23 protein-coding genes are annotated in these 23,861 nt (G+C 69.8%); 15 read left to right on the top strand and 8 right to left on the bottom strand.

The window, feature by feature from the left end:
• The first annotated feature begins 5 nt into the window (after window positions 1–5).
• From JGU66_14430 to dnaB, 3 genes are all read left to right on the top strand, one after another.
• Complete coding sequence (locus JGU66_14430) at window positions 6–1,127, top strand: histidine kinase (GenBank protein MBJ6761968.1); 1,122 nt, start codon at window positions 6–8, stop codon at window positions 1,125–1,127.
• Window positions 1,124–1,873 carry a response regulator transcription factor gene (locus JGU66_14425; GenBank protein ID MBJ6761967.1) on the top strand — a complete coding sequence of 250 codons (750 nt, stop codon included), beginning with the start codon at window positions 1,124–1,126 and terminating at the stop codon, window positions 1,871–1,873. The genes JGU66_14430 and JGU66_14425 overlap by 4 nt, the downstream gene beginning before the upstream one ends.
• A gap of 159 nt (window positions 1,874–2,032) precedes the next feature.
• Window positions 2,033–3,436, top strand: a complete 1,404-nt coding sequence (gene dnaB, locus JGU66_14420) for a replicative DNA helicase (protein MBJ6761966.1) — start codon at window positions 2,033–2,035, stop codon at window positions 3,434–3,436.
• A 9-nt stretch (window positions 3,437–3,445) separates the two neighbouring features.
• Here the strand turns inward: dnaB and JGU66_14415 are convergent, their stop codons facing one another.
• The 3 genes from JGU66_14415 to JGU66_14405 are packed head-to-tail and all read right to left on the bottom strand — an operon-like array spanning window position 3,446 to window position 5,626.
• On the bottom strand, window positions 3,446–4,186 hold the full coding sequence (locus JGU66_14415) for a bifunctional hydroxymethylpyrimidine kinase/phosphomethylpyrimidine kinase (protein MBJ6761965.1): 741 nt from the start codon (window positions 4,184–4,186) through the stop codon (window positions 3,446–3,448).
• Window positions 4,183–4,947, bottom strand: coding sequence for a gamma-glutamyl-gamma-aminobutyrate hydrolase family protein (locus tag JGU66_14410; protein MBJ6761964.1), 765 nt, complete (start codon window positions 4,945–4,947; stop codon window positions 4,183–4,185). The genes JGU66_14415 and JGU66_14410 overlap by 4 nt, the downstream gene beginning before the upstream one ends.
• 31 nt (window positions 4,948–4,978) lie before the next feature.
• Window positions 4,979–5,626: a thiamine phosphate synthase gene (locus JGU66_14405; protein ID MBJ6761963.1), complete on the bottom strand. Its 648-nt coding sequence runs from the start codon at window positions 5,624–5,626 to the stop codon at window positions 4,979–4,981.
• Window positions 5,627–5,718: 92 nt separating this feature from the next.
• Between JGU66_14405 and JGU66_14400 the strand changes: the two genes are divergently transcribed.
• Genes JGU66_14400 through JGU66_14390 form a run of 3 tightly spaced genes read left to right on the top strand, consistent with a single transcriptional unit; the run spans window position 5,719 to window position 6,925 of the window.
• Window positions 5,719–5,973, top strand: a complete 255-nt coding sequence (locus tag JGU66_14400; GenBank protein ID MBJ6761962.1) for a hypothetical protein — start codon at window positions 5,719–5,721, stop codon at window positions 5,971–5,973.
• Window positions 5,970–6,281: a DUF1844 domain-containing protein gene (locus JGU66_14395; GenBank protein MBJ6761961.1), complete on the top strand. Its 312-nt coding sequence runs from the start codon at window positions 5,970–5,972 to the stop codon at window positions 6,279–6,281. Before JGU66_14400 ends, JGU66_14395 begins: the two co-directional genes overlap by 4 nt.
• Window positions 6,278–6,925, top strand: a complete 648-nt coding sequence (locus tag JGU66_14390) for a hypothetical protein (protein MBJ6761960.1) — start codon at window positions 6,278–6,280, stop codon at window positions 6,923–6,925. The genes JGU66_14395 and JGU66_14390 overlap by 4 nt, the downstream gene beginning before the upstream one ends.
• 6 nt (window positions 6,926–6,931) lie before the next feature.
• On the opposite strand, the gene JGU66_14385 is transcribed toward JGU66_14390, so the two are convergent.
• Window positions 6,932–7,465 (bottom strand): hypothetical protein, encoded by a 534-nt coding sequence (locus JGU66_14385; protein MBJ6761959.1) that lies wholly within the window; start codon window positions 7,463–7,465, stop codon window positions 6,932–6,934.
• A 232-nt stretch (window positions 7,466–7,697) separates the two neighbouring features.
• Between JGU66_14385 and clpB the strand changes: the two genes are divergently transcribed.
• Window positions 7,698–10,322: an ATP-dependent chaperone ClpB gene (gene clpB / locus JGU66_14380; protein ID MBJ6761958.1), complete on the top strand. Its 2,625-nt coding sequence runs from the start codon at window positions 7,698–7,700 to the stop codon at window positions 10,320–10,322.
• 72 nt (window positions 10,323–10,394) lie between these two features.
• Here the strand turns inward: clpB and purU are convergent, their stop codons facing one another.
• Window positions 10,395–11,261 carry a formyltetrahydrofolate deformylase gene (purU, locus tag JGU66_14375; protein MBJ6761957.1) on the bottom strand — a complete coding sequence of 289 codons (867 nt, stop codon included), beginning with the start codon at window positions 11,259–11,261 and terminating at the stop codon, window positions 10,395–10,397.
• Between the two features lie 166 nt (window positions 11,262–11,427).
• Between purU and JGU66_14370 the strand changes: the two genes are divergently transcribed.
• Complete coding sequence (locus JGU66_14370; protein MBJ6761956.1) at window positions 11,428–11,844, top strand: hypothetical protein; 417 nt, start codon at window positions 11,428–11,430, stop codon at window positions 11,842–11,844.
• Between the two features lie 47 nt (window positions 11,845–11,891).
• On the opposite strand, the gene JGU66_14365 is transcribed toward JGU66_14370, so the two are convergent.
• From JGU66_14365 to JGU66_14355, 3 genes are all read right to left on the bottom strand, one after another.
• Window positions 11,892–13,379, bottom strand: a complete 1,488-nt coding sequence (locus JGU66_14365) for an RluA family pseudouridine synthase (GenBank protein ID MBJ6761955.1) — start codon at window positions 13,377–13,379, stop codon at window positions 11,892–11,894.
• Between the two features lie 153 nt (window positions 13,380–13,532).
• Complete coding sequence (locus JGU66_14360) at window positions 13,533–15,374, bottom strand: SBBP repeat-containing protein (protein MBJ6761954.1); 1,842 nt, start codon at window positions 15,372–15,374, stop codon at window positions 13,533–13,535.
• Window positions 15,375–15,515: 141 nt separating this feature from the next.
• A complete protein-coding gene (locus tag JGU66_14355; protein MBJ6761953.1) occupies window positions 15,516–15,941 on the bottom strand; it encodes an arginine repressor in 426 nt (141 codons plus the stop codon).
• A gap of 180 nt (window positions 15,942–16,121) precedes the next feature.
• Between JGU66_14355 and JGU66_14350 the strand changes: the two genes are divergently transcribed.
• From JGU66_14350 to argC, 7 genes are read left to right on the top strand one after another with little or no spacing between them, the layout of a single operon-like run.
• Window positions 16,122–17,126 (top strand): N-acetylornithine carbamoyltransferase, encoded by a 1,005-nt coding sequence (locus JGU66_14350; GenBank protein ID MBJ6761952.1) that lies wholly within the window; start codon window positions 16,122–16,124, stop codon window positions 17,124–17,126.
• 55 nt (window positions 17,127–17,181) lie between these two features.
• Entirely contained in the window at window positions 17,182–18,111 is a 930-nt protein-coding gene (gene argB, locus JGU66_14345; protein ID MBJ6761951.1) for an acetylglutamate kinase, read from the top strand.
• Complete coding sequence (locus JGU66_14340; GenBank protein ID MBJ6761950.1) at window positions 18,108–19,169, top strand: M20/M25/M40 family metallo-hydrolase; 1,062 nt, start codon at window positions 18,108–18,110, stop codon at window positions 19,167–19,169. Before argB ends, JGU66_14340 begins: the two co-directional genes overlap by 4 nt.
• Entirely contained in the window at window positions 19,162–20,511 is a 1,350-nt protein-coding gene (gene argH / locus JGU66_14335) for an argininosuccinate lyase (GenBank protein MBJ6761949.1), read from the top strand. Before JGU66_14340 ends, argH begins: the two co-directional genes overlap by 8 nt.
• A 30-nt stretch (window positions 20,512–20,541) precedes the next feature.
• On the top strand, window positions 20,542–21,732 hold the full coding sequence (gene argG, locus JGU66_14330) for an argininosuccinate synthase (GenBank protein ID MBJ6761948.1): 1,191 nt from the start codon (window positions 20,542–20,544) through the stop codon (window positions 21,730–21,732).
• A 1-nt stretch (window position 21,733) separates the two neighbouring features.
• Entirely contained in the window at window positions 21,734–22,795 is a 1,062-nt protein-coding gene (locus tag JGU66_14325; GenBank protein ID MBJ6761947.1) for a DUF1611 domain-containing protein, read from the top strand.
• The gene (argC, locus tag JGU66_14320; protein MBJ6761946.1) at window positions 22,792–23,859 is read left to right on the top strand and encodes an N-acetyl-gamma-glutamyl-phosphate reductase; all 1,068 of its coding nucleotides are present in this window, start codon (window positions 22,792–22,794) and stop codon (window positions 23,857–23,859) included. Before JGU66_14325 ends, argC begins: the two co-directional genes overlap by 4 nt.
• The last annotated feature ends 2 nt before the right edge of the window (window positions 23,860–23,861 follow it).

Below are 23,861 nucleotides of genomic sequence, written 5' to 3'. Positions count from 1 at the left end.
CCACGATGACTGCTCCTCCCCACGACAGCGCGCCACGCCCCTGGCGCTGGCAGTGGCCCCCACGCCGGCCGAGAACGACGTTCCTCGTGTGGGGGGTCTGTCTCGTCATGGGGCTCTGGCAGGGCAACGTGATGCGACTGACGCTGTTGGCGGATGGGAGCACCCTGCCCGCCTCCCGGCCATTCGTGTGGGAGGTGACGGGTGCGCTCTCCGCCGCGCTGTTGCTCCCCCTCCTCCGAATGGCGGCGCTCAACGCGCCCCGCCCGCGCGTGGGCTGGGCGCGCTTCCTGACCATCCACGCCGTCGCCTTCACGCTCTACACGTCGCTGCACATCGTGCTGATGTTGGTGTCGCGCAACGCGCTGTACTCGCTGCTCGGCTGGGGCAGCTATCACTACGGCGTCATGGCCTTCCGCATCCCCATGGAGGTCCAGAAGGACGTCATCTCCTACGCCATCGCCATCACCCTCATCATCAGCCTGGACATGTGGCGTGCCCGCCAGGAGCGCGCCCTGCGCGAGGCCACGCTCGAGGGCGAGCTGCGCACCGCGCAACTCCAGTCCCTCACGGGACAGCTCCAGCCCCACTTCCTCTTCAACGCGCTGAACACCATCAGCTCGGTCATGTACGAGGACCTGGGCCGCACCGACCGCATGCTGAGCGACCTGGGGCAACTGCTCCGCGCGAGCCTGGCGCGCGCCGAGCCCACCTGGACATTGGCCGAGGAGCGCGCGCACTCCCAGCGCTACGTGGCGCTGCTCGCGGCCCGCTTCGGCGAGCGGCTCGTGGTGCGCTGGGACCTGGCGCCCACGCTCGACTCGCTGCGGGTGCCTTGCTTCGCGATTCAGACGCTGGTGGAGAACGCCGTGAAGCACAACCAGGACCTGCGCGGCGTGCTCGAGGTCCGCATCCGCGCCGACGCGGAGGGCTCTCGCTGGCGGCTGGAGGTGGAGGACACCGGGCGTGGCTTCGGAGCGCCCTCTCCCGAAGCGGGCCCGGGCGTGGGGCTCTCTCACTTGTCGCGCGTGCTGGCGCTCCTGCATGGGCCCCAGGCCGCGCTCGAACGCAGCCAGGGTCCGGAGGGCGGCGCGCGCGTCACCCTGTGGCTTCCCCGGGAGACCGCATGACCCCCTTCCGCGTGCTCGTGGTGGACGACGAGGACCCTGCCCGCGCGAAGGTGAAGCGCCTGCTCGCGGGAGATGAGCGCTTCGCGCTCGCGGGCGAGGCGAGAGATGGGCCCGAGGCGCTCGCGCAGGTCGATTCGCTCCAGCCGGACCTGCTCGTGCTCGACGTGCAGATGCCAGGCCTCACGGGCTTCGAGGTGCTGGCCGCGTTGGATCCCGACGCCTGCCCCGCCATCATCTTCTCCACCGCTCACGATGCGTTCGCGCTCCAGGCCTTCGAGGCGCACGCGGTGGACTATCTGCTGAAGCCGTATGACCCAGGGCGCTTCCGCAAGGCGCTCGACAAGGCGGAAGCGCTCCTGCGTGGCACGCGCCGCGAGCCGGAGCGGATGCGCGGCCTGCTCGCCAGCGCCCGGTTGGAGCGGCTGGTGGTGAAGGTGGGCGAAGGCTGGGTGCCCCTGCGCGTGGACGACGTCTGGCACCTCGCGGCGGATGACAAGTACGTCCGCGTGCGCACGGCCAAGGGCGAGCACCTCGTCCGCCAGAGCCTGCGCACACTGGAGGAGCGCCTGGACCCCGCGCGCTTCATCCGCGTGCACCGAGGTGACCTCGTCAACCTGGAGGCCGTGACGCGCCTGGAGCCGTGGACGCATGGCGACGGCATCCTCGTGCTCCGCGACGGAACCACCGTGGTCCTCAGCCGCACCCACCGGGAGGAGTTCCTGCGCCGCTGGGGCCTGGAGACCTGAGCCTGCTTGCTCGCTGGGTGGGACGCGGCACACCCGACCCTGAGTGGGCAGGAGCCCGACGTCCGGTGCGATTCGGACCCGCTGCTACAGGTCTGTTGGATGAAAAGTAGACGAGCCCGGGGCCGTGTCAGACGCTGCCTGTAGAGGAAGCGGGTAGCCATGCAGAACATCATGGACGGCAGAGAAGGACGGCGGGTCCACGAGGATCTCGCGGCGGAGCGCGCGGTCCTCGGGGCCGTGCTGGCGGACAACGGACTCATCGCCCCGGTGGCGGAGGTCGTCCACGCGGACGACTTCTCCAGTCCGGCGCACGCGCAGATTTTCGCGGCGATGATGAAGCTGGACGGCCAGCAGAAGCAGGTCGACCACCTGACGCTGGCCGAGGAACTCAAGATCCTCGGGCAGCTCGTGTCGGTGGGCGGCCCCGCCTACTTGATGGGGTTGGACCAGGTGGTTCCCCTGGCCTCCAACGCCGTCCAGTACGCCAACATCGTCAAGGACCAGGCCATCCGTCGCCGCCTGGCCAACGTGGGGCGAGAGATCCAGGAACTCGCCAGCACTGAGACGGGCGAGCTGGAGGTGCTGCTCGACGAGGCCGAGCGCAAGGTGTTCCTCCTCGCGGAGAAGAAGCGCGAGGGCGACCTGCGCCCGGTCAGCGAGCTGATGGAGCAGACGCTCGATCTGCTCGACAAGATGAAGGCCGCGTCCACGGGCGTGACGGGCCTGTCCACCGGCTACATCGACCTGGACATGCAGTTGACCGGTCTGCACGCCGGTGAGCTCATCATCCTCGCGGCGCGTCCCGGCGTGGGCAAGACGTCCTTCGCCATGAACATCGCGGTGCACGCGGCCATGAAGGAGAACAAGGCCGTTGGCATCTTCAGCCTGGAAATGCCCGCGGATCAGCTCCTCATGCGTCTGCTCGCGTCCACCGCGCGCGTGGACATGAAGAAGCTGCGTGGCGGCCGGCTGAGCCCGCATGACGAGGAGAAGTTCCAGGAGATGGCGGGCGCGCTCTACAACGCGCCCATCTACATCGACGACTCTGGCGGTCTGTCCCCGTTCGACCTGCGCGCCAAGGCGCGGCGTGTGAAGCAGAAGGATCCGCGCCTGTCGCTGCTCGTCATCGACTACCTCCAGCTGATGCACCAGAAGGGCAAGGTGGAGAGCCGCCAGTTGGAAGTCGCGGAGATTTCCCGCGCGCTCAAGCAGCTCGCCAAGGAACTCTCCGTGCCCATCATCGCCCTCAGTCAGCTCAACCGTAAGGTGGAAGAGCGCAAGGGCGGCAAGCCCATGCTGTCCGACCTCCGTGAGTCAGGCTCCATCGAGCAGGACGCCGACGTGGTGATGTTCATCCACCGCGAAGAGACGGACGAGGGTGGCGAGGGAGGCGGCGGTGGGGGTGGTGGCGGAGGAGGAGGCGGGGGCGGAGGTGGAGCCTCCAGCACCGTCATCCCCGTGGAACTCATCGTCGCCAAGCAGCGTAACGGCCCCATCGGCTCCGTGGAGATGGTGTTCCTCTCCGAGTACACGCGCTTCGAGAGCCGCAGCCGCGGCGAGTAGGCCGCAGCCTCAGTCCTGGCCCGTGCGCAGGTAGCGCGCCACATGCGCGCGCGCCAGGCGCACGGCCATCGTCAACGGACGGCCTCGTCCCAGCTCCGCGGCGAGCGCCGAGGCCAACCGGCACCCCGTGCCCCGACGTTCCGCGGGGCGCTCCAATCTGCGGCCCACCAGCACACGCGCACGGTCCTCCAGGGCGAGCACATCCGCCACGCCCTGCCCTCGCGGCAGGTGTCCGCCCTTCACCAGCACCGCGCCAAAGCCGAACCGCCGCAGGGCCACGGCCGCATCCGACGCCTCGGCCACGGTGCTCGGCACGGGCCGGCGGAGCAGCCACGCGGCCTCGTCCAGGTTGGGCGTCAGCACCACGCGAGGACCGGCGAGCCCCAGGTAGTCACGCGCGGAGAGGCGCGAGAGCACCTGTCCTCGCGACGTGCGCACGACCGGATCCACGACCCACCACGCATCCAGGTCCGCGAGCACGGAGCGCAGCGACCGAAGCTGCGCGGGCCCCACCACCATGCCGAGCTTCACCGCGTGCAGCGGCCCCAGCTCGCGCGCGGCGGCCACCTGCGCGGCGAGCACGCGCGCGGGCGAAGGAAACGTCCCGAATGTCCGAGCGCCCTGCGCCGTCTGCCCGGTGGGAATCGCGACCGCCTCCGCGCCACGAGCACGCGCCGCGGACAGGTCCGCCAGGAGCCCGGCCCGGCCCGTGGGCTCATGGCCCGCGAGCAACAACACCCGCGCCTTCACCGCCGATGCTCACGCGCCCGCTGGATGAAGAGCTTGTAGACACCGAGCTGCACGGGGATGGTCCCCAGCATCATCTCCGGGTGCCACTGCACGCCCAGCGCGAAGCCGGTGGCGGTGGACTCGATGGCCTCCACCACGCCGTCCGGCGCCACCGCGGACACCGTCACGTCCGCGCCCGTCCGAGCCACGGCCTGATGGTGCGTCGAGTTCACCATGAGCTGGCCGTGCCCCACCGCCTCCGCGAGCAGCGTGCCGCTGCGCACCTCCACCGGGTGCTGCGGCTGGGTGCGGTCGTGCTTCTGCTCGTGCTCGCGCGCGCCAGGCACCTCTCGGCCAATGTCCTGGAAGAGCGTGCCGCCCAGCACCACGTTCAAGAGCTGCATGCCGCCGCAGATGCCCAGCACGGGCATGTTGCGCTTCAGCGCGCCGCGCATGAGCTGGGTCTCGAAGGCGGTGCGCCCCTCCTTCACCTGCCCCATGCCCTCGCGCACCTTCTCGCCATACGCCTCGGGAGGGATGTCGAACGCGCCGCCCGTGACGAGCAACCCCGACACGCGGTCGAGATAGGCCTCCACGCAGCTCGGATCATCCGAGTACGGCAACACGAAGGGCAGGCCCCCCGCGCGCAGCACGGCGTCCGCGTAGGGCACCTTCAGCTCATAGCGCGGGAAGGCGGAGTCAGCCGGCTGGACGAAGTCCGGCGTGATTCCAATGTTGGGACGACGCGGGGCCTGGCCATGGTGACGCGGAGGATGGTTCATGAGGGGGTGACCGGCCGGCGAGGGTAGCCCCCTATGCGCCCCTGTCAAACGCGGCCGCCAACCGGCGGACCCGCTCGGCGATGTCCCCGGCGAGCAGCGCATCCGACGCCACCGCCGCCGCGTGAGCGCCCGCCGCCGCCACCCGGCCAATGTTCTCCAGCCTCACACCGCCAATGCCCACCACCGGCAGCGGGCAGGCGCGCACCACCTGGGCGAACGCCTCCAGCCCCAGCACCGGGGCCGCGACCTGCTTGGTCGTGGTCCCGAAGACGGGCCCCAACCCCACGTAGTCGGCCCCGGCCTCCCGAGCAGCCCGCGCCCCCTCCACGCCTCGCACCGTGACGCCCACCAACCGGCCCGGCCCCAGCAGCTCGCGCGCGGCCTCCGGAGGCAGGTCCTCGTCTCCAACGTGCACCCCATCCGCGCCCGAGAGCAGCGCCAGGTCCACCCGGTCATTCACGAGGCACAGCGCCCCCGCGGCGCGGCACCGGGCCACCACCTCCCGGGCCGCCCCGAGCGCCTCGCGCATCGAGGTGCGCTTCATCCGCAGCTGCAGGATGCGGGCTCCCCCAGCCAGGAGGCGAGCGGCCTTCTCGGCCAGCGGCACCTCGGACAGGAGGGTGTCGTCGCACAGCAGGTAGGGGCCACGGGGAAGCGAAGGACGGAATGCGGCGTTCATCGGGTCCGAGGAATGGTATGGCGGCGTTGACAGGCGCCCTCCCTGCTATAAGGTGGCGCGCTGTTTTCCAAGCAATTCCGAGGATTTGAATCATGGCGGACAACGTGGACCCGAAGCACCTCGACAAGCGCACCGCGGACCGGTACCTGCGCGGCGGCCAGCTCAACGAGAAGGCGTACGAGAGCCACATCAAGGGCTTGCCGGACGTCGCCGACAAGGCGGTCCCGGTGGAGACTCGGATGGACGAGGACCTCGACATGTACGACGACGAGGACGAGGACGAGCTGGACGACGACGAGTCCGACGACGAGGGCTCGGACGACGCCGAGGACACGGCGGCCGAATGAGTTCCGGGGATAAGCGCGGCGAGACCTTCGTGATGAAGGGAGAGTCCCGCTCCGCGAGCGAAGAGCCGTTGTCGTTCACCACCTTCATCGTGGGGCTGGGCACCGCCGTGCTCATCCACCTGGGCGACGCGCCCCATCCTGAAACGGGCCAGCAGGCGCGAGACCTGCCGCTGGCTCGGCAAAACCTGGACCTGTTGTCCATGCTCCGGCTGAAGACCCGGGGCAACCTCACCGCCGATGAGGAGAAGCTGCTCGACGGCCTCCTCACCGACCTGCGCATGCGCTACGTGGAGGCGACCCAGAAGTGACGTCCCCGGCTTCCGGCCCCGAGGGCCTGCCCCGCCGCGTCCGCATCGCGGCGACGGTCTGTCTGGTGCTCTCCATCCTGTCCGGCATGCTCGCCGGAATGGAGGCCTACGGGCTCTCCGACTTCTCCAAGTACCGAGAAGCCAGCCTGGAGCCCCGCCGCGCCACGCTCCTGGGCGGTGACCCCGTCATCGCCGAGCGCCTGGTCGAGGCGCAGTTCTCCGTCCTCGAGCCCATGCGCGAGCCGCGCCTGGTGGTGCTCAGCGTGCTGGGCATGTCCTGCATGGTCGCCTTCGTGGCCTCGGGGCGCATGCTGCGGCCCGCGGGCCTGCCCCGGGAAGGCATGCGTCGGATGCTCGGGGGCGCGGCCCTCACGGCGGCCGTCCTGCGAACCATCGACGGAGCCCAATGGACCGTCGTGGCCCGGCGCATGGGCGCCGTCATGGCGGAGAGCCTGGGCAAGATGCCTGAGTTCCAGGATCCGCTCGCCGCGGATCAGATGAAGCAGATGATGCCCACGTTGATGGCTTTTGGCTCCATCCTCCAGACGGCGCTGGTGGCGGGCACCTTCGCGCTCATCGGGCAGTACTTCCGAAGCCAGAGCGTGCGCGACGTCATCACCGCGCAGGACGGCCCCGCCGAGTAGCGCGCTTCAGCCCGCGTCCGGTCCCGCGCGCGGGGCCTGCGGCTCGGGCAGGAGCGTCGCCAGGGCCGCCTCCGAGCTGCTGTCCGCCGCATCCAGCATCAGCACGTGCGCCGGCATGGCGCGGGGCATCCGCACCAGCTCCTCGCGCGTCAGGCCGAACACGTACGCCAGGTGCCCCAGCGGCCAGCGGGACTGCAATCGCTCGAAGGTCGCATCGTCCAGCTCGTCCAGCGGGCACGGCAGCTCGGCGTCCTCGTACACCACCCGCTCGCCGCCCACCCTCCGGCCGTTGCCGTACGCGATGACCTCTTCGCCCTCGTCCGCGTCGTAGACGTAGGCGTAGGCGTGCACCGTCGCGTTGGCCGCCCGAGACAGCAGCCGAGCCAGGGCGTGGTGCGCCGCGTACCAGTGCGCCCCCTGCCGACCCGCCGTGAAGGGGGCCACGAAAGCCAGGCGAACCACCTTGCGGCGCCGATTCACCGTCACCCGCAGGGCCGTCGCGCCTTCCGCGCTGTCGAGCGTCAGCGCCTCACGGGCCAGCCGGAGCACCTCCAGCCCGGAGAAACTGTCGAGTCGAACGAGATAGCCGCCGTGCGCGTCCAGAAAGCCCCCCGGGGGTTGGGCGCCGCCTATAACCGATGACTCCGTCGCTGGCAACTCCGTCACCAAGAAAATCCGGCCGGTCCCAGCGGCTCAAAGTATTCCGCGAAAATCGCAGGGCGAGCATCCAGCGCTGGCTTGCCAAGGGGGGGCCTGCCCTTACGTTGAAGCCATGCGACTCGACAAATACACGGTAAAGGCGCAGGAGGCGATCCAGGAAGGTCAGGCCCTCGCGCGGCGAGCGGACAACCCGACCTACGAGCCCGAGCATCTGGCCACCGCGCTGCTCAGCCAGAAGGACGGAATCGTCGAGCCGCTGCTGCGCAAGATTGGCGCGGACGTGAAGCTGTTCGCGGCCCGGCTGGGCGAGGCTTTGGGCAAGCTGCCGAAACTCCAGGGCGGCGAGGGCGCCACGCTCAGCCAGCGCCTGATGAAGACCTTCGACAAGGCCGAGGACGAGGCCAAGTCGCTGAAGGACGAGTTCGTCTCCTCCGAGCACCTGCTCCTCGCGCTCACCAGCGACAAGGGCCCCACCGGCGAGGTGATGAAGTCCTCGGGCGTGACGCGGGACCGCGTGCTGGCGGGCCTCAAGGAGGTCCGTGGCTCGGCGCGCGTCACCAGCCAGGACGCGGAGTCCACCTACCAGGCGCTGGAGAAGTACGGGCGCGACCTGACCGAGGCCGCGCGGGCCGGCAAGTTGGATCCGGTGATTGGCCGCGACGAGGAGATCCGCCGCTGCATCCAGGTCCTCAGTCGGCGCACCAAGAACAACCCCGTCCTCATCGGTGAGCCGGGCGTGGGCAAGACGGCCATCGCCGAGGGGCTCGCGCGCCGCATCGTGGATGGCGACGTCCCCGAGGGCCTGAAGAACAAGCGCCTCATCACCCTGGACCTGGGCTCCATGGTCGCGGGCGCGAAGTTCCGCGGCGAGTTCGAGGAGCGCCTCAAGGCCGTCCTGAAGGAAGTGGCGGACGCGGCCGGGGAGATCATCCTCTTCATCGACGAGATGCACACGCTCGTGGGCGCCGGCAAAGCCGAGGGCGCCATGGACGCCGGCAACATGCTCAAGCCGGCGCTCGCGCGCGGCGAGCTGCACTGCATCGGCGCCACCACACTGGACGAGTACCGCAAGTACATCGAGAAGGACGCCGCGCTCGAGCGCCGCTTCCAGCCCGTGTACGTGGGCGAGCCCAGCGTGCACGACACCATCAGCATCCTGCGCGGCCTCAAGGAGCGCTACGAGGTGCACCACGGCGTGCGCATCCAGGACAGCGCGCTCGTGGCCGCCGCCACGCTGAGCCACCGCTACATCGCGGACCGGTTCCTGCCGGACAAGGCCATCGACCTGGTCGACGAGGCCTCCAGCCGACTGCGCATTGAGATCGACTCCATGCCCACGGAGATCGACGACATCCGCCGGAAGATCACCCAGTTGGAGATTGAGCGGGAGGGCCTGCGCAAGGAGACCGACCCGCACTCGCAGGAGCGGCTGGGGCAGATCGAGAAGGAGCTGGCCAACCTCAACGAGAAGTTCAACTCGCTCAAGGCGCACTGGGCCGAGGAGAAGAAGGCCATCGGCGCCATCCGCACGGCGAAGGAGAAGCTGGAGAAGGCGCGCAATGATCAGGCGGCCGCCGAGCGCCAGGGCGACCTGAACCGCGCCGCGGAGCTGAAGTTCGGCGTCACGCCGCAGCTCGAAAAGGAGCTGAGCAACCAGAACGAGAAGCTGGCCGAGCTGCAGAAGAACCAGAAGTTCCTCAAGGAAGAGGTGGACGCGGAGGACATCGCCGAGGTCGTGGCGAAGTGGACGGGCATCCCCGTCTCGCGCCTCATGGAGGGCGAGGTCCAGAAGCTGGTCCACATGGAGGACCGGCTGGCCCACCGCGTGATTGGTCAGCGCAGCGCCATCGAGGCGGTGTCCAACGCCGTGCGCCGCGCGCGCAGCGGCTTGCAGGACCCGAATCGGCCCATCGGCTCGTTCATCTTCCTGGGCCCCACGGGCGTGGGAAAGACGGAGACGGCCAAGGCCCTGGCGGAGTTCCTCTTCGACGACGACAGCGCCATGGTCCGCATCGACATGTCCGAGTACATGGAGAAGCACTCCGTGGCCCGGCTCGTCGGCGCGCCTCCGGGCTACGTGGGCTACGAGGAGGGCGGCCAGCTCACCGAGGCCGTGCGGCGGCGGCCCTACACCGTGGTGCTCTTCGATGAGATCGAGAAGGCACACCACGACGTCTTCAACATCCTGCTCCAGATTCTCGACGAGGGCCGGCTGACGGACAGCCAGGGCCGCACGGTGGACTTCCGCAACACGGTGCTCATCCTCACGTCGAACCTGGGCTCGCAGGCCATCCAGGAAGGCATGGCCGGCAAGGACACGCTGACGGAGCTGGCGCGCAATGAAGTGATGGAGGCGCTGCGCAGCCACTTCCGCCCGGAGTTCCTCAACCGCGTCGACGAGATCGTCATCTTCGAGCCGCTGCGCAAGTCGGACATCTACCGCATCGTCGACATCCAGCTCGGCAAGCTCCAGAAGCTCCTGGCCGACAAGCGACTCACGCTGGAGTTGACGGAGAAGGCGCGAGAGTTCCTCGCGGACCGAGGCTACGACCCCACCTACGGCGCTCGGCCGCTCAAGAGGGCGGTGCAGAAGTACCTGTTGGATCCGCTCGCGCTCAAGGTCCTCAACGGAGACTTCGCGCCGGGTGATCACATCCAGGCCGATGCGGGCGCGGATGCCATCACCTTCGCCAAGGTGCTGGTGGACGCCTCGAAGAACGTGAAGCGTCCGGACTAGCGCGGCGCTCGCGGCAGGGCAGGAACAGGGCCCGGAACCCCAGGGGGTTTCGGGCCCTTCGCGTCTTCTGCGTCAGCGGAAGACAACGGTCTTGTGGCCGTTGAGCAGGATGCGGTGCTGCACGAACCACGTCACCGCGCGGGCGAGCACGACGCATTCCACGTCGCGGCCCAAGGCGGTCAGCTCTTCGGCGGTCATGGTGTGGTCCACGCGCTCCACGCCCTGCTCGATGATGGGTCCCTCGTCCAGGTCGCTCGTCACGAAGTGCGCGGTCGCTCCGATGAGCTTCACGCCTCGGTCGTGCGCCTGCTGATACGGGCGCGCGCCCTTGAAGCTGGGCAGGAACGAGTGGTGGATGTTGATGAGCCGGCCACGCAGGGCCTCGCACGTCTCGGGCGAGAGGATCTGCATGTAGCGCGCGAGCACGACCAGGTCGATGCGGTGCTCCCGCACCAACTCCATCAGCCGCGCCTCCTGCTGCGCCTTGGTGGCGGCAGTGACGGGCAGGTGATGGAACGGGACGTTGTGGGACGCCGCCAGTTGGTAGAAGTCCATGTGGTTGGACACGATGGCGGGGATCTCCACCGGCAGGATGCCGCTGCGGTAGCGATACAGCAGGTCATTCAAGCAGTGGCCAATCTTCGACACGAGGATGAGCACGCGAGGCTTCACCGCGGCCTCGTGCAAGTGCCACGTCATGGCGAAGCGCTCGGCGAGCGGCGCGAAGGCACGACTCAGGGCGGCGTGGTCGCGGCGCGCATGCTCGTCCGCGAAGTGCACGCGCATGAAGAACAGGCCCGTCTGGTGGTCGCCGTACTGGGCGCTGTCGAGGATGTTGCAGTCGTGCTCGGCGAGGAATCCCGAGACAGCGTGGACGAGGCCACGGCGGTCCGGGCAAGAGAGCGTGAGGGTGTATTCCGGGGGCGTTTCGGTTGTCATGGGGAAGTCTCCGCCGACACTACCTCATGACATCCGGGCTGGCGCCCGCCTGCTCGCCATGGGGTCCCCTGGGCAGACCTCGCGCCCTACCCTGCTGTCGAGGGGGAGCGAGCGCATGCAAACACGCGAGGCACTGAGGGCCACGGGGTTTGGAGTCGTCGCGGGCATGAGGTCGCTCTCCGCGCCCGCGTTCTTGGAGCACCGGCTCGCACGCCATGAGCAACTCGGGTGGAGGTGGGGACGGGCCAGCAAGACACGTCGGGTGGCGCGGCTCCTCACGGCCTTGGCGGCGGGCGAGTTCCTCGTGGACAAGCTCCCCTTCGCGCCGCCGAGGATTGCCCCTCCCGCGCTCGCGGGACGACTGGCCTCGGGGGCCTTCACGGGTGCGGCGCTCGCGCGTGCGAAGCGACAGCCCGTGTTCGCCTTTGCCGTCATGGGCGGTCTTGCGGCGCTCGCCTCATCGTTCGCGTTCTATGGGTTGCGCCAACTCGCCACGGAGCGGCTGCACGTGCCGGATGTCGTCGCCGCGCTGTTCGAAGACGGGCTCACCCTGCTGGCGGGCAGTCGCCTCGCGATGGGCTGACACAGGTCGGGCACTCACGACCTCGGGCAGTCGTCACCCGTGGCGCATCACACGAAGGGCGGCGGGCTGTCGAACGTGAGGCGCTCGCCCGTGTGGGGATGACGGAAGGACAGCGCATCCACGTGAAGCAGGAGTCGCGCCCCTTCCACACCCGCGCCGCGGTCTCCGACAATGGGGGCACCCAGTCCGAGCGGGTGCGCCGCGTGCACTCGGAGTTGACGGGGAAGCTCCGTCCGAGGCCGCAGCTCCACGAGCGTCCGCGCCTCTTCTCGCCGCACGACGCGCCACTCGGTGATGGCTCGCTTGCCTCGGGTTGGCTCCACGACAGCGACTGCGTCCTCGTCCGCGCCTCGCGAAGCGAGCGGCAATGTGATGAGGCCTTGCTCACCCGTCGGACGCCCCTGCACCCAGGCCTTCGCGGTGACGTGCGCCTCGTGGAGCGCGAACTGACGCATGAGCGAGGCGTGCGTCTGGGCGTCCTTGCTCACCACCATGAGGCCCGACGTCTCCGAGTCCAAGCGCCTCGCGAAGTGTGGCGTCATGACCTGGCGAGGGTGTTGACGCAGCCGGGTCATCACGGAGTCGCGCTCACGCGCGTGGCGATTCTGCGAACAGGGCAATCCCGCGGGCTTCTCCAGCACCAGCAACCACGGGTCCTCGAATCGGAAGCGCAGCGCCTCCGTGGAAACAGTCTCGATGAGCGGCGCGGGCTCGGCATCCAAGCCCTGGAGCATGAAGGGCAGGACGTCTCCGCACTTGGCTCGACACGCGGGATAGAACGCCCCTTCGCGCCGGTCTCCTGACGCGGGCGCCCCACCCCACCAGAACTCCGCGAACGCGATGGGACGCAATCCCAACCCATACGCAGCACCGAGGAGCTTGGGCGCCGCGCAATCACCCGCTCCCCCCGGAGGCGCGAGCGGCGCATACATCGCCTCCAGCGTCTGTTGCTCCCCGCGCGCGTTGCGAAAGACATACGTCCGGGCATTGCGCCGCCACAGCTCGCGCGAGAACTCGGCCCGGGCCCGCGCGACGTTCTCGCGGCGCGCGGCGAGCCCATTCAATGCATTTCGAACGCCCCCCGCATCGGGAGCGCTGCGTGCTGAATCCAACTCAGACAGACGTTCGCGCAGCGCCGTCACTTCTGGACCGTGGGTCAGCGCGGCGTACTGCTCGGACAACAGCGCCAGCGTGGCATCCCCCGTCTCCCAGAGCGTCTCTCGGGCCACCGCGTCGAACAGCGGCGGCACATACCCCGCGATCCACCAACGCTCCGCGAGCATCCCCGAGAAGGCGCGCAGATATCCGATGCGTCCGTCTCGTGAGGCGACCACCAGGACCCCGAACATCTTCCCCTGCCCCGCCCCCTCCAGCGCGCGGACGTCAACGCCCGGCGCGATGACACCGCGACGAAGGTCACGCTGAAGCGCCTCGGCCGCGCGGAGCGCCAGAGGATGCGGTGCATCCTCACGGAACGGGCTGGGCAGCCGCGTCGGCACCTCGTCCGGGGCAGGCTGTGGCTCGAAGTGCGTCACGAGTTCCGACACAGCGCCCTTACTCCCACGGCCGCTCCCGCATGGCACGTGAAACTCGCGCCCTCGAATGGGCGCAAGCGGGCCGGACACTTCTGAACAAACACACCCCGACGCGCCAGGACAGGCCACGCCGGGGCTTCCCCCCAGGGCACCTCAGTGAGGCGGCAGCTTCATCACGTAGCCGTCCGGGTTGCCCTTCAGCGTGTTGCCGCCGTAGTCCCCGTACAGATAGCCCGCCATGTAGAAGTTGCCCGCCTCGTCAATCGACATGCCCATGTTGAAGACCCGCTGATCGACGCCGCCCTTGGTCGCCAGCGGCTGCTGGGAGACCCACTGGAGGGTGCCCGCGGTGTCGAACTTCGCGATGAACGGATGCAGCTCCGAGCCCGTGCTCGCGGAGTTGGACACATCCCCCGCCCCCGAGCCGGATACATACACACCGCTGTCATCGATGAAGAGCGCATTGCCATACGTGCCCGAGGCCGAGCCGAACTGCCGCGTCCACTGCTTCACGCCCGCCGCGTTGTACTTCGCGAGGAAGGTCGTCACGCGATTGCCCGTCGGGTTGCCATCGATGGGGCCATTCACATAGCCCGTGAGATAGACATCACCCGCGGCATCCACCGCCGAGCCATACAGCGAGGCCGAGCCCCCCGGCGCGCTGTTCTGCCGGGTCCACTGCTTCACGCCCGCCGCGTTGTACTTCACGACGAAGAAGTCCTGGCCACCGATGCGCGTATTGCCATCCAGGCCGCCCGTGGTCCAACCCGAGACATACACATTCCCAGAGGCGTCCGCGGCGGCTCGGCGGCCGATGGTGTCCTGACTCGTCGCCCCGACCTGGCGCGTCCACTGCTTGTTGCCCGAGGTGTCATACTTCGTCACGAACGCGTCGTAGCGCCCCGTCCTCACGTTGCCATCCAGGCCCGCGTTGACCGAGCCCACCACGAACGAGTTGTTCGAGCCGTCCACGGCCACGCCGTAGCCCTCGGTCTGCGCTCCCGCCACGCCCAACTGGCGAGTCCACTGGCGCACGCCCGTGTAGCGATACTTGGTGAGGAAGAAGTCCCGGCCACCTGAGTTCGGGGCTCCGTCCACCGAGCCATCCGTGAGGCCCGTGACGTAGATCTCCTCGTAGGTGCTGTTGCGCGCGATGCCGTAGCCGACCGTGGCTCCGTTCGGGACGCCAATCTGCACGTTGAAGATCTTGTTGCCGCTGGAGTTGTACGCGTTGAGGAAGGCGTCCATGGGGCCCACGGCAGCGCTCCCCTCGAGCCCCACGTTCGTCATGCCCGTCACATAGGTGCGCCCGGCCAGGTCCCCCACGAGGTCGTGGTTGCGCGTGAAGCCATCCGTCGCGCCCTGCGTCTTGACCCAGAGCGCGTTGAGGGGCGTGGGAGCACAGCCAATCAGCTCCAGCGTCCCCATGGAGATGACGACGATGCCCGCCCGGGTGTCATTGTCATCCGAGATGTTGATGCGGAACTTGCGATACGTCGCCGGCGTGGAGAGCGTGAACGCGCGCCGCTCGCCACCGCCCCAGTTCACCTGGTTCGTGCGCGTATCGAGCACCACCCAGGCGCTGCCGTTCCAGCCCTCGAAGGTCCAGTTCTTCGGCGCGCGGGTGGTGATGCTCCCGTTGCTGTACTGGATGGCATAGGACTGGACCGTGCGCGGCGCATCCGTCCACTCATACGCCAGCCACGCGGGCGTCTGGCCCTCCTGGGAGATCCACATCGAGGGAATGCTCGCGTCGAACGCCTGCCACGCCGGATAGCCGGTGCTGAAGACACCCGACGCGGTCACGAGGCCCGAGGGCGCGGTCGCGCTCGTCATCGTGGGAACCATCGTGACCCCACACAATGGCTGCGCGCTGGCGCCCGTCTCCTCCGTGCCCCCCTCCACGGATGAGTCCGCGCCCTGGCAACCCGGCAGGGACAGCAGGCCCACGGCCCCCGCCAGGAACAAGCTCTTGAACGACTTCACGAGTGACATGTGATCCCCCTGGAATGCATACGTGCGACGCGCACGCGGCAGGGGGCATACGCGCGATGCCACCCGAGGCCAGGAGGAATGTGACGAACACACCCCCGCGCGGGACGAAGCACGCCCGAGCTGGGACGAGACCGCGCGCGCTCAGGGGCCCTGCGTGGTCAGCCGCTCGACGGCGGCGCGGACCTCGCGCAAGAGCGACGGGTCTCTCACCGCCACGAAGATGGTGTCGTCTCCCGCCACCGTCCCCGCAAGTCCCGGCAGCTCCTGCTCCCGGTCCAACGCGAGCGCGAAAATCTGCGCGTACCCAGGCGCGGTCTTCAGCACCAACATGTTCGGCGGCGCTTCGATGATGGACACCCGCGGGCGCTCAGGCACGCGGGCCACCGGCGCCTCCACCCGCTGGTAGCGCCCGTTCACCTTCTGCACGTTCAGCTTCTTCAAGCGCCGAGACAGCGTGGACTGGCTCGGCTCGTGGCCGCCCGCCTCCAGCAGCTCCTGCAGCACTGACTGGTCCGTGATTTCACGCTCGGAGATGAGGCGGAGGATCGCGTCGTCCAGGTTCTTCATGCCCCTTCACCATGCATGCGAGTGAATACGCGTGCAAGCCACTGCATAGGCTCCCCAGAATCTTCTTGCGCGCCGCGCCGTTGTGCATAATATCCGCCCGAATTCGTCATTTATGCACGAGATTGCGTGCATATTCACAAATTTCCAGCCACTGACCGGCCTGGCCGGGGAGCGCAACCGATGAAGCATGTCACTCGCATCCTGGACCTGGGCCCCGAGGGCGTCGAAGCGGTGCTGGCGCAGGCCGCGGCCTGGAAGCAGCAGGACCCCGGCGCCATCTTCGCGGGGAAGCTCCTGGGCATGGTGTTCTTCAATCCGTCGCTGCGCACGCGCACCTCGTTCGAGGCGGTGATGCTGCGCGCGGGTGGGCACGCCATCGTCCTGGATGTGGGCTCTGGCGTGTGGAAGCTGGAGGACCGGCCGGGCGCGGTGATGAACGCGGACCGCGCGGAGCACATCAAGGAAGCGGCGCCGGTGCTGTCGCGCTTCGTGAACATGCTCGGCGTGCGCACGTTCTCCCAGGGCGGCGGTGACGCGGAGGACGAGGTGGATCCGGTCATCAACGCCTTCCGCAAGTGGGCGACCGTTCCGGTGGTGAGCATGGAGTCCGCGCGCGAGCACCCGTGCCAGGGTCTGGCGGACGTGCTCACGCTGCGCGAGACGTTCGGCAGCACGCGCAAGCTGCCGGTGACGCTCACCTGGGCGCCGCACATCAAGCCGCTGCCCAAGGCGGTGCCCAACTCGTTCCTGCTGTCGGCCGCGGCCGCGGGCTGCGAGGTGCGCGTGGCGCATCCCCCCGGGTTCGAGCTGCATCCGGCCGTGCGGGCCGAGGCCGAGGCCTACGCCAAGGCGACGGGCGGCAGCATCACGTACACGCACGACCAGGATGAGGCGCTCGCGGGCAGCCGCGCGGTGTACGCGAAGTCCTGGGGCCCCAGCGCCGAGTCGGCCTTCACTCCGGCGGACGTGGCCACGCTGCTCGCGTCGTACTCGGGCTGGATGCCCACGCGCCGGCACATGGCCCAGGCGGCCAAGGACGCAGCCTTCCTGCACTGCCTGCCGGTGCGCCGCAACGTGGAGGTGTCCGACGAGGTGCTCGACCATCCGAGCAGCCGCGTCGTGGACGAGGCGGGCAACCGCTACCACGTGCAGCGCGCCCTCCTGAACTGGATGCGGTTCGCCTGAGCGCGCGCCGTTCCCCTTCCCTTCTTCTTCAGCCTTCAGACTCCCGAGGTCCTCCGTGCCCCTGTCGCCCGATCCCTACGCCGCCCTTCGCCACGCCGCGCGCTATGTGCGGCAGTTCCGCCGCAAGACGTTCGTGGTGAAGCTGGGAGGCCCCGTGCTCAGCGACCCGCGCACCCGGCGCGCGGTGTGCGAGCAGATCGCCCTCCTGTGGACGTTCGCCATCCGCCCCGTGGTGGTGCACGGCGGCGGCCCGGAGCTGGACGCGCTCTGCGACGCGCTCCACCTCCCGGTGGAGAAGGTGGCCGGCCGGCGCGTGACGTCCGCGCCCGTGCTGGACGCGGCGAAGATGGTGCTCGCGGGCAAGCTGCACACGGACCTCTTGGCGGACCTGCAGGCGGCGGGCGTGCCCGCGGTGGGCCTGAGCGGCGTGGACGCGGGCCTCCTCAAGGCGCGCAAGCGTCCGCCCGTCCTCGTGACGGAGCCGGGCTCCACCGAGGGCCGCGTGGTGGACTACGGCCTGGTGGGTGACATCGAGTCGGTGGACACGCGCGTCGTGGAGCACCTGCGGCAGGCGGACTACGTCCCCGTGGTGGCCCCGCTGTCGGGCGGCCTGGACGGCGCCGTGTACAACACCAACGCGGACACCGTGGCGGCCTCGCTCGCCGTGGCGCTCAACGCGGAGAAGCTCTTCTTCCTCGTGCAGGTGCCCGGCCTCCTGAAGGACCACACGGATCCGTCCTCGCTCATCACCCTGGCGACCCTGGCCGACCTGGCGTCGCTCGAGGTCGAAGGCCGGCTCGCCGGCGGCATGCGCCCCAAGGCCCATGCCATCCGTCACGCGCTGGTGGGCGGCGTGGGCAGCGTGCACCTGGTCAGCGGCATGCAGCCGGACGCGCTCCTCGAGGAGGTCTTCACCAACGAGGGCAGCGGCACGATGGTGGTGCGCGAGCACCCGCAGAAGCACGGCGAGGCGGCGCAGGGATGAAGCCGGAAGAGCTCCTCACCGCGCTGGTGGCCACGCCCAGCGTCTCGGGCGATGAGGCCCGGCTGGCGGACACCGTCAGCACTTGGGCCGAGGGCTGGGGTGCGCGCGTGCACCGCCAGGGCCACAACGTGTGGTTCTCGGTGGGGAGCGGGCCGCGGCGGCTGCTCGTCAACTCCCACCTGGACACGGTGAAGCCGTGCGCCGGGTGGAACACGGATCCGCACGTGCCGGTCTGGAAGGACGACGCGCTGTACGGCCTGGGCGCCAATGACGCCAAGGGCTGCGTGGCCTCCATGCTGCTCACCGCGCGGACCTTCCTGCGCGAGGGCGCGCCCGCGGGCGGAGAGGTCGTGTTCGCCTTCACCGCCGAGGAGGAGACGGGCGGCGCGGGCCTGGGCACGATGCTGTCCGAGCTGGGACCGCTCGACGCGGCGGTGGTGGGCGAGCCCACGGGCCTCAAGCCGTGCACGGCGCAGCGAGGCATGCTGCTGCTCAAATGCGTGGCCCACGGGCGCAGCGGCCACGTGGCGCACGCGCACGCCAACGGCGCGGACAACGCCATCCACCGCGCGGCGCGAGACATCCACGTCCTGTCCGAGCTGCGCTTCCCCGCGCACGAGCTGCTGGGCGAGGCGCGGCCGCAGGTGACGCAGGTGTCCGGCGGGATTTCGCGCAATCAGGTGCCGGACCAGTGCGAGTTCTTCGTGGACCTGCGCACCACCCCGGGCATGGACCACGCGCAGGTGGCGCAGCATGTGGCCGGCGTGCTGGAGAGCGACGTGCGCGTGCACTCGGCGCGCTATCTGCCCAAGTCCACCTCGGCGTCCGAGCCCATCGTCCGCGCGGCCGTGGCGGCCTCGGGCGTGGGCCCGGTGGGCTCCAGCACCGCGTCCGACTGGGCCTTCCTGGGCAGCGTGCCCACGGTGAAGGTGGGCCCGGGCGACACGCACCGCAGCCATCAGGCCAATGAGTTCCTCACGCGCGCGGAGCTGGAGGCGGGCATCGCCTTCTATGGCTCGCTCCTGCGCGGTTACTTCGCGGAGGTGAGCCGTGGCTGACACGCTCTGGGGCAAGGGGCAGCCGCTCGACACGGCCATCCATCGCTTCACCGTGGGGGATGACCCCATCGTAGACCTGGCGCTGGTGCCGCACGACGCGCTGGGCAGCGCCGCGCACGCGCGCATGCTGGCGCACGTGGGGCTCTTGAAGCCGACCGAGGCCGCCGACCTCGTGGCCGCGCTGCACCAACTCCACGACGAGGCGCGCGCGGGCCAGTTCACCATCCTCCCCGAGCAGGAGGATGGCCACACCGCGCTGGAGGTGGCGCTGGTGGTGCGCGCGGGAGACGCCGGCAAGCGCATCCATCTGGCGCGCTCGCGGAATGATCAGGTGCTGCTCGCCCTGCGGCTGCTGATGCGCGAGGAGCTGCTCACGTTGGGCGCGCGCGTGGCGGAGCTGGCCGGCGCGTTCCTGGACTTCGCCGAGGCGCACGCGGCCCTTCCGCTGCCGGGCTACACGCACCTGCGGCGGGCCATGCCGTCCACGTTCGGCCTGTGGGGCATGGCCTTCGCGGAGGGGCTCCTCGAAGAGCTGGAGGCGCTCAAGGGCGTGTGGTCGCGGTTGGATCGCTGCCCGCTCGGCGCGGCGGCGGGGTTCGGCGTGCCGCTGCCCATCGACCGCGAGTACGTCGCGTCGCTGCTCGGCTTCTCGCGCGTGCAGCGCAGCCCCATCGACGCGCAGGACAGCCGAGGCCGGCACGAGTCCGCGCTGTTGGGCTGGGCCTGCTCCGTGGCGGGCACGCTGGAGAAGTGGCTGTGGGACGTGCAGCTCTACAGCATGGACGAGTTCGGCTTCCTCAAGCTGCCGGACGCGTTCACCACGGGCTCGTCCATCATGCCGCAGAAGAAGAACCCGGACGTGGTGGAGCTGGCGCGCGGACGTTGCCGCGAGCTGCGCGGGCTGGCGCATCAGGTGGAGGCCGTGGCCGGCGGACTGCCGTCCAGCTACCACCGCGACTTCCAGCTCCTCAAGCGCCCCACCCTGTCCGCGCTCACCAGCACGCGCGCGCTGGTGGAGGTGCTCACCCGGCTCGTGCCCGCGCTCCAGGTGCAGCCGGACGCCGCCGCGCGCGCCTGCGACGACTCGCTGTACGCCGCCCACCACGCGTACGTGCTCGTGGCCCAGGGGTTGCCGTTCCGCGATGCCTACCGCGAGGTGGGTCGCCAGCTCGGCGAGGGCACGTTCCGTCCGGACCGGCAGGCCCTCACGGCCACGCACCTGGGCGGCGCCGGCAACCTCGCCGTGGCCTCCGCGCGAGCGGAACTGGCCGCCTCGCGCGAGTGGCTCACCCGTCTTCACGCCTCGCTCGCGGAGTCCGCCGCGCGCGTCTGGTCCGCCTGAACCCTTTTTGATTCATCCGAGGAGTACCCCATGAGCAAGAAACCCGTGGTGCTGGCGTTCTCCGGCGGCCTCGATACCGCCTTCTGCACCGTGTACCTGCGCGAGCAGGGCCACGACGTCACCACCGTCACCGTGGACACGGGGGGCTTCCCGGCCGAGCAGCTCGCGCGCATCGAGGCGCTGTCGAAGCAGCTCGGCGCGGTGGCGCACCAGACGGTGGACGCGCGCGCCACGCTGTTCCAGGGCTACCTGCGCTACCTCATCGCCGGCAACGTGCTGCGCGGCCAGCTCTACCCGCTGAGCGTCTCGGCCGAGCGCGCGTGCCAGGCCGTGGAGGTGGTGCGCGTGGCCCGTGAGCGCGGCGCGCAGGCGCTGGCCCACGGCAGCACTGGCGCGGGGAATGATCAGGTCCGCTTCGACGTGGCGTTCCGCTCGCTGGCGCCGGAGCTGCAGCTCATCACCCCCATCCGCGAGCTGTCGCTCAGCCGTCAGCAGGAGCTGGACTTCCTGGCCGAGCGCGGCGTGCACATGCCGCCCAAGCTGGGCTCGTACTCGGTCAACGAGGGCATGTGGGGCACGTCCGTCGGCGGCCGCGAGACGCTCGACTCGTGGAGCACGCTGCCCGAGGCGGCGTTCCCGGGCGGCGAGATTCCGGGCGACCTGAAGCCGCGCCCGCTCGTCATCGCCTTCGAGAAGGGCGTGCCCGTGGCGCTGGACGGTCAGGCGCTGTCGCCCGTGCAGGTGGTGGAGGCGATCAACGCGCTGGGCAAGCCGTACGGCATTGGCCGAGGCGTGCACCTGGGCGACACCATCCTGGGCATCAAGGGCCGCGTGGGCTTCGAGGCCCCGGCCGCGCACCTGCTCATCACCGCGCACCGCGAGCTGGAGAAGCTGGTCCTCTCTGGCAAGCAGCTCTTCTGGAAGGAGTCGATGGGCAACCTGTACGGCTCGCTGCTCCACGAGGGCCACTTCTTCGATCCGCTGGTGAAGGACCTGGAGGCGTTCCTCGCGTCGTCGCAGGAGCGCGTGACGGGCGAGGTGAAGCTGGTGCTCCACCCGCGCACCATGGTGGTGGAGGGCGTGCGTTCGCCCTTCTCGCTCATGGACGCGAAGGTGGCGACGTACGGCGAGGCCAACGTGCTGTGGACGGGCTCCGAGGCAGCGGGCTTCGCGAAGCTCTACGGCGTGGCGCAGATGCTCTCTCACAAGGCGGCGAAGTGACATGAAGATCTACGTCGACAAAGTCGGCAGCGTCACCCGCAACCTCCAGCTCGGCCGGACGGTGCACCTGACGGATGAGGTGCGGGCCGAGGAGGGCGCGGTGGTGGCCGTGCGCATCCACGGCGAGAAGAGCGTCTACAACCAGCTCGAGGACGTGAACGGCCGCCTCGTGACGCTGCACGCCGGCGACATCGTCGTGGGCGCGCTGGGTCACCGCAACGCCCTGCACGGCTACGAGGGCGTGGTGCCCGAGTCCGTCAAGGTGGGCGACCGCATCAACGTGCTCAACATGGGCGGCGTCATCGGCAAGTGCACCTCGCACAACCCAGGCGTGGGCATGCCGTTCGAGGCCGAGGTGCTCGGCCAGGTGCTCGTGTTCCCCGAGTTCCAGTCGCGCTCGGGCCAGCCGGCGCACATCAGCAACGGCGCGCTGAAGGGCACCGCGAAGCCGGTGACGTGCCCGGTGGTGTACGTGGTGGGCACCTGCATGAACGCGGGCAAGACCTACGCGGCCAGCGCCATGGTGCGCCGGCTGATGCAGGCGGGCTACCGCGTGGGCGGCGCGAAGCTGACGGGTGTGTCACTCATGCGCGACACGCTGAGCATGCAGGACAGCGGCGCGGACGTGGTGATGGACTTCACCGACGCGGGCATCGTGTGCACGGGCTCGCGCACGGCGGCGCGGGTGGCGCGCACCATCTTCTCCGAGATGGCGGCCGCGAACGTGGACGTCATCGTCGCGGAGACGGGTGACGGCATCATGGGCGAGTACGGGGTGCAGGCCATCCTGGCGGACCCCGAGCTGAAGGCGCTGGGCGGCGCGTTCGTGCTGTGCGCGAACGATCCGGTGGGCGCCGCGGGCGGGGTGCGGCACCTGCGCGAGGTCTACGGCATCGAGGTGGACATGGTGGCCGGGCCCGCCACGGACAACGCGGTGGGCGTGCGCTTCGTGGAGCAGGTGGTGGGATTGCCGGCGCGCAATGCGCGGGCGGATGCGGCGGCCCTTGGCGGGCTCGTCCTGGAGAAGCTCGCCCCCAAGCTGGGCGCGGGGAGGAAGTCATGACGCAGGCGCATATCTACATCCTGGGAGCCTCCGGCTTCGGCGGCGGCGAACTCTTGCGGCTGCTGTCGGGCCATCCCGCGGTGGCGGGCATTCGCGTGGTGTCACGGCACCACGCCGGCGAGCCCATCCACAAGGTGCACCCGCACCTGCGCGGGCTGGTGGACGCGCGCTTCGAGGCCGAGCCGGACTGGCGCTGGCTGGCGGACTCGCCTCGCCCCGTCGTGTTCAGCGCGCTGGGCCACGGCGAGCTGGCGTCGCAGTTCGCGGGGCTGGAGAAGAAGTGGGTCGAGTTCGGGCTCACCGAGCGGATGCTGCTGGTGGACCTGTCGTCCGACTTCCGGTTGGACCACCCGGGCCGCTACGCGGGCGCCTATGGCCGGCCGCACCCGTCGCCGGAGCTGCTGGGCACCTTCACGTACGGCCTCACCGAGTGGAAGCGCGAGAGCGTGAAGCAGGCGCGGCGCATCGCCAACCCGGGCTGCTTCGCCACCGCGGTGCAGCTCGCGCTCCTGCCCATCGCGAGCACGCCGGGGCTGGGCCTCTTGGCCGTCTCGGGCGTGACGGGATCCTCGGGCTCGGGCTCGCTGCCGGGCGAGGGCACGCACCACCCGACGCGCGCGCATGACTTCCGCGCGTACAAGCCGCTGGAGCACCAGCACGAGGCCGAGGTCGAGGTCATGCTGGTGGCGCACGGCGCATCCCGGCACCGGCTGGCCTTCGTGCCCCACTCCGCCCCCATGGTGCGCGGCATCTTCGCCACCGTGCAGTTCGAGTGGCCGGAGCACGGCGGCGCGGTGGTGACGCAGTCGCTGACGGAGAAGTTCCGGCGCTACTACGAGGGCTCGAAGTTCGTGCGCATCGTGGAGGGCACGCCGCGCGTGGCCGCCGTGGTGGGCAGCAACTTCTGCGACATCTCCGTCGCGACGAAGGGCCGCTCCGTCGCGGTCATGGCCGCGCTCGACAACCTGGTGAAGGGCATGGCCGGGCAGGCGGTGCAGAACTTCAACGTGGCGCTCGGGCTCCCCGAGGACATCGGCCTGCGTCAGGCCGCCTGCTACCCGTAGGC

It is taken from the genome of Myxococcaceae bacterium JPH2 (assembly GCA_016458225.1).
In the GTDB taxonomy this organism is placed as follows: domain Bacteria; phylum Myxococcota; class Myxococcia; order Myxococcales; family Myxococcaceae; genus Citreicoccus.
This window is presented reverse-complemented; position numbering and strand designations above follow the sequence as displayed.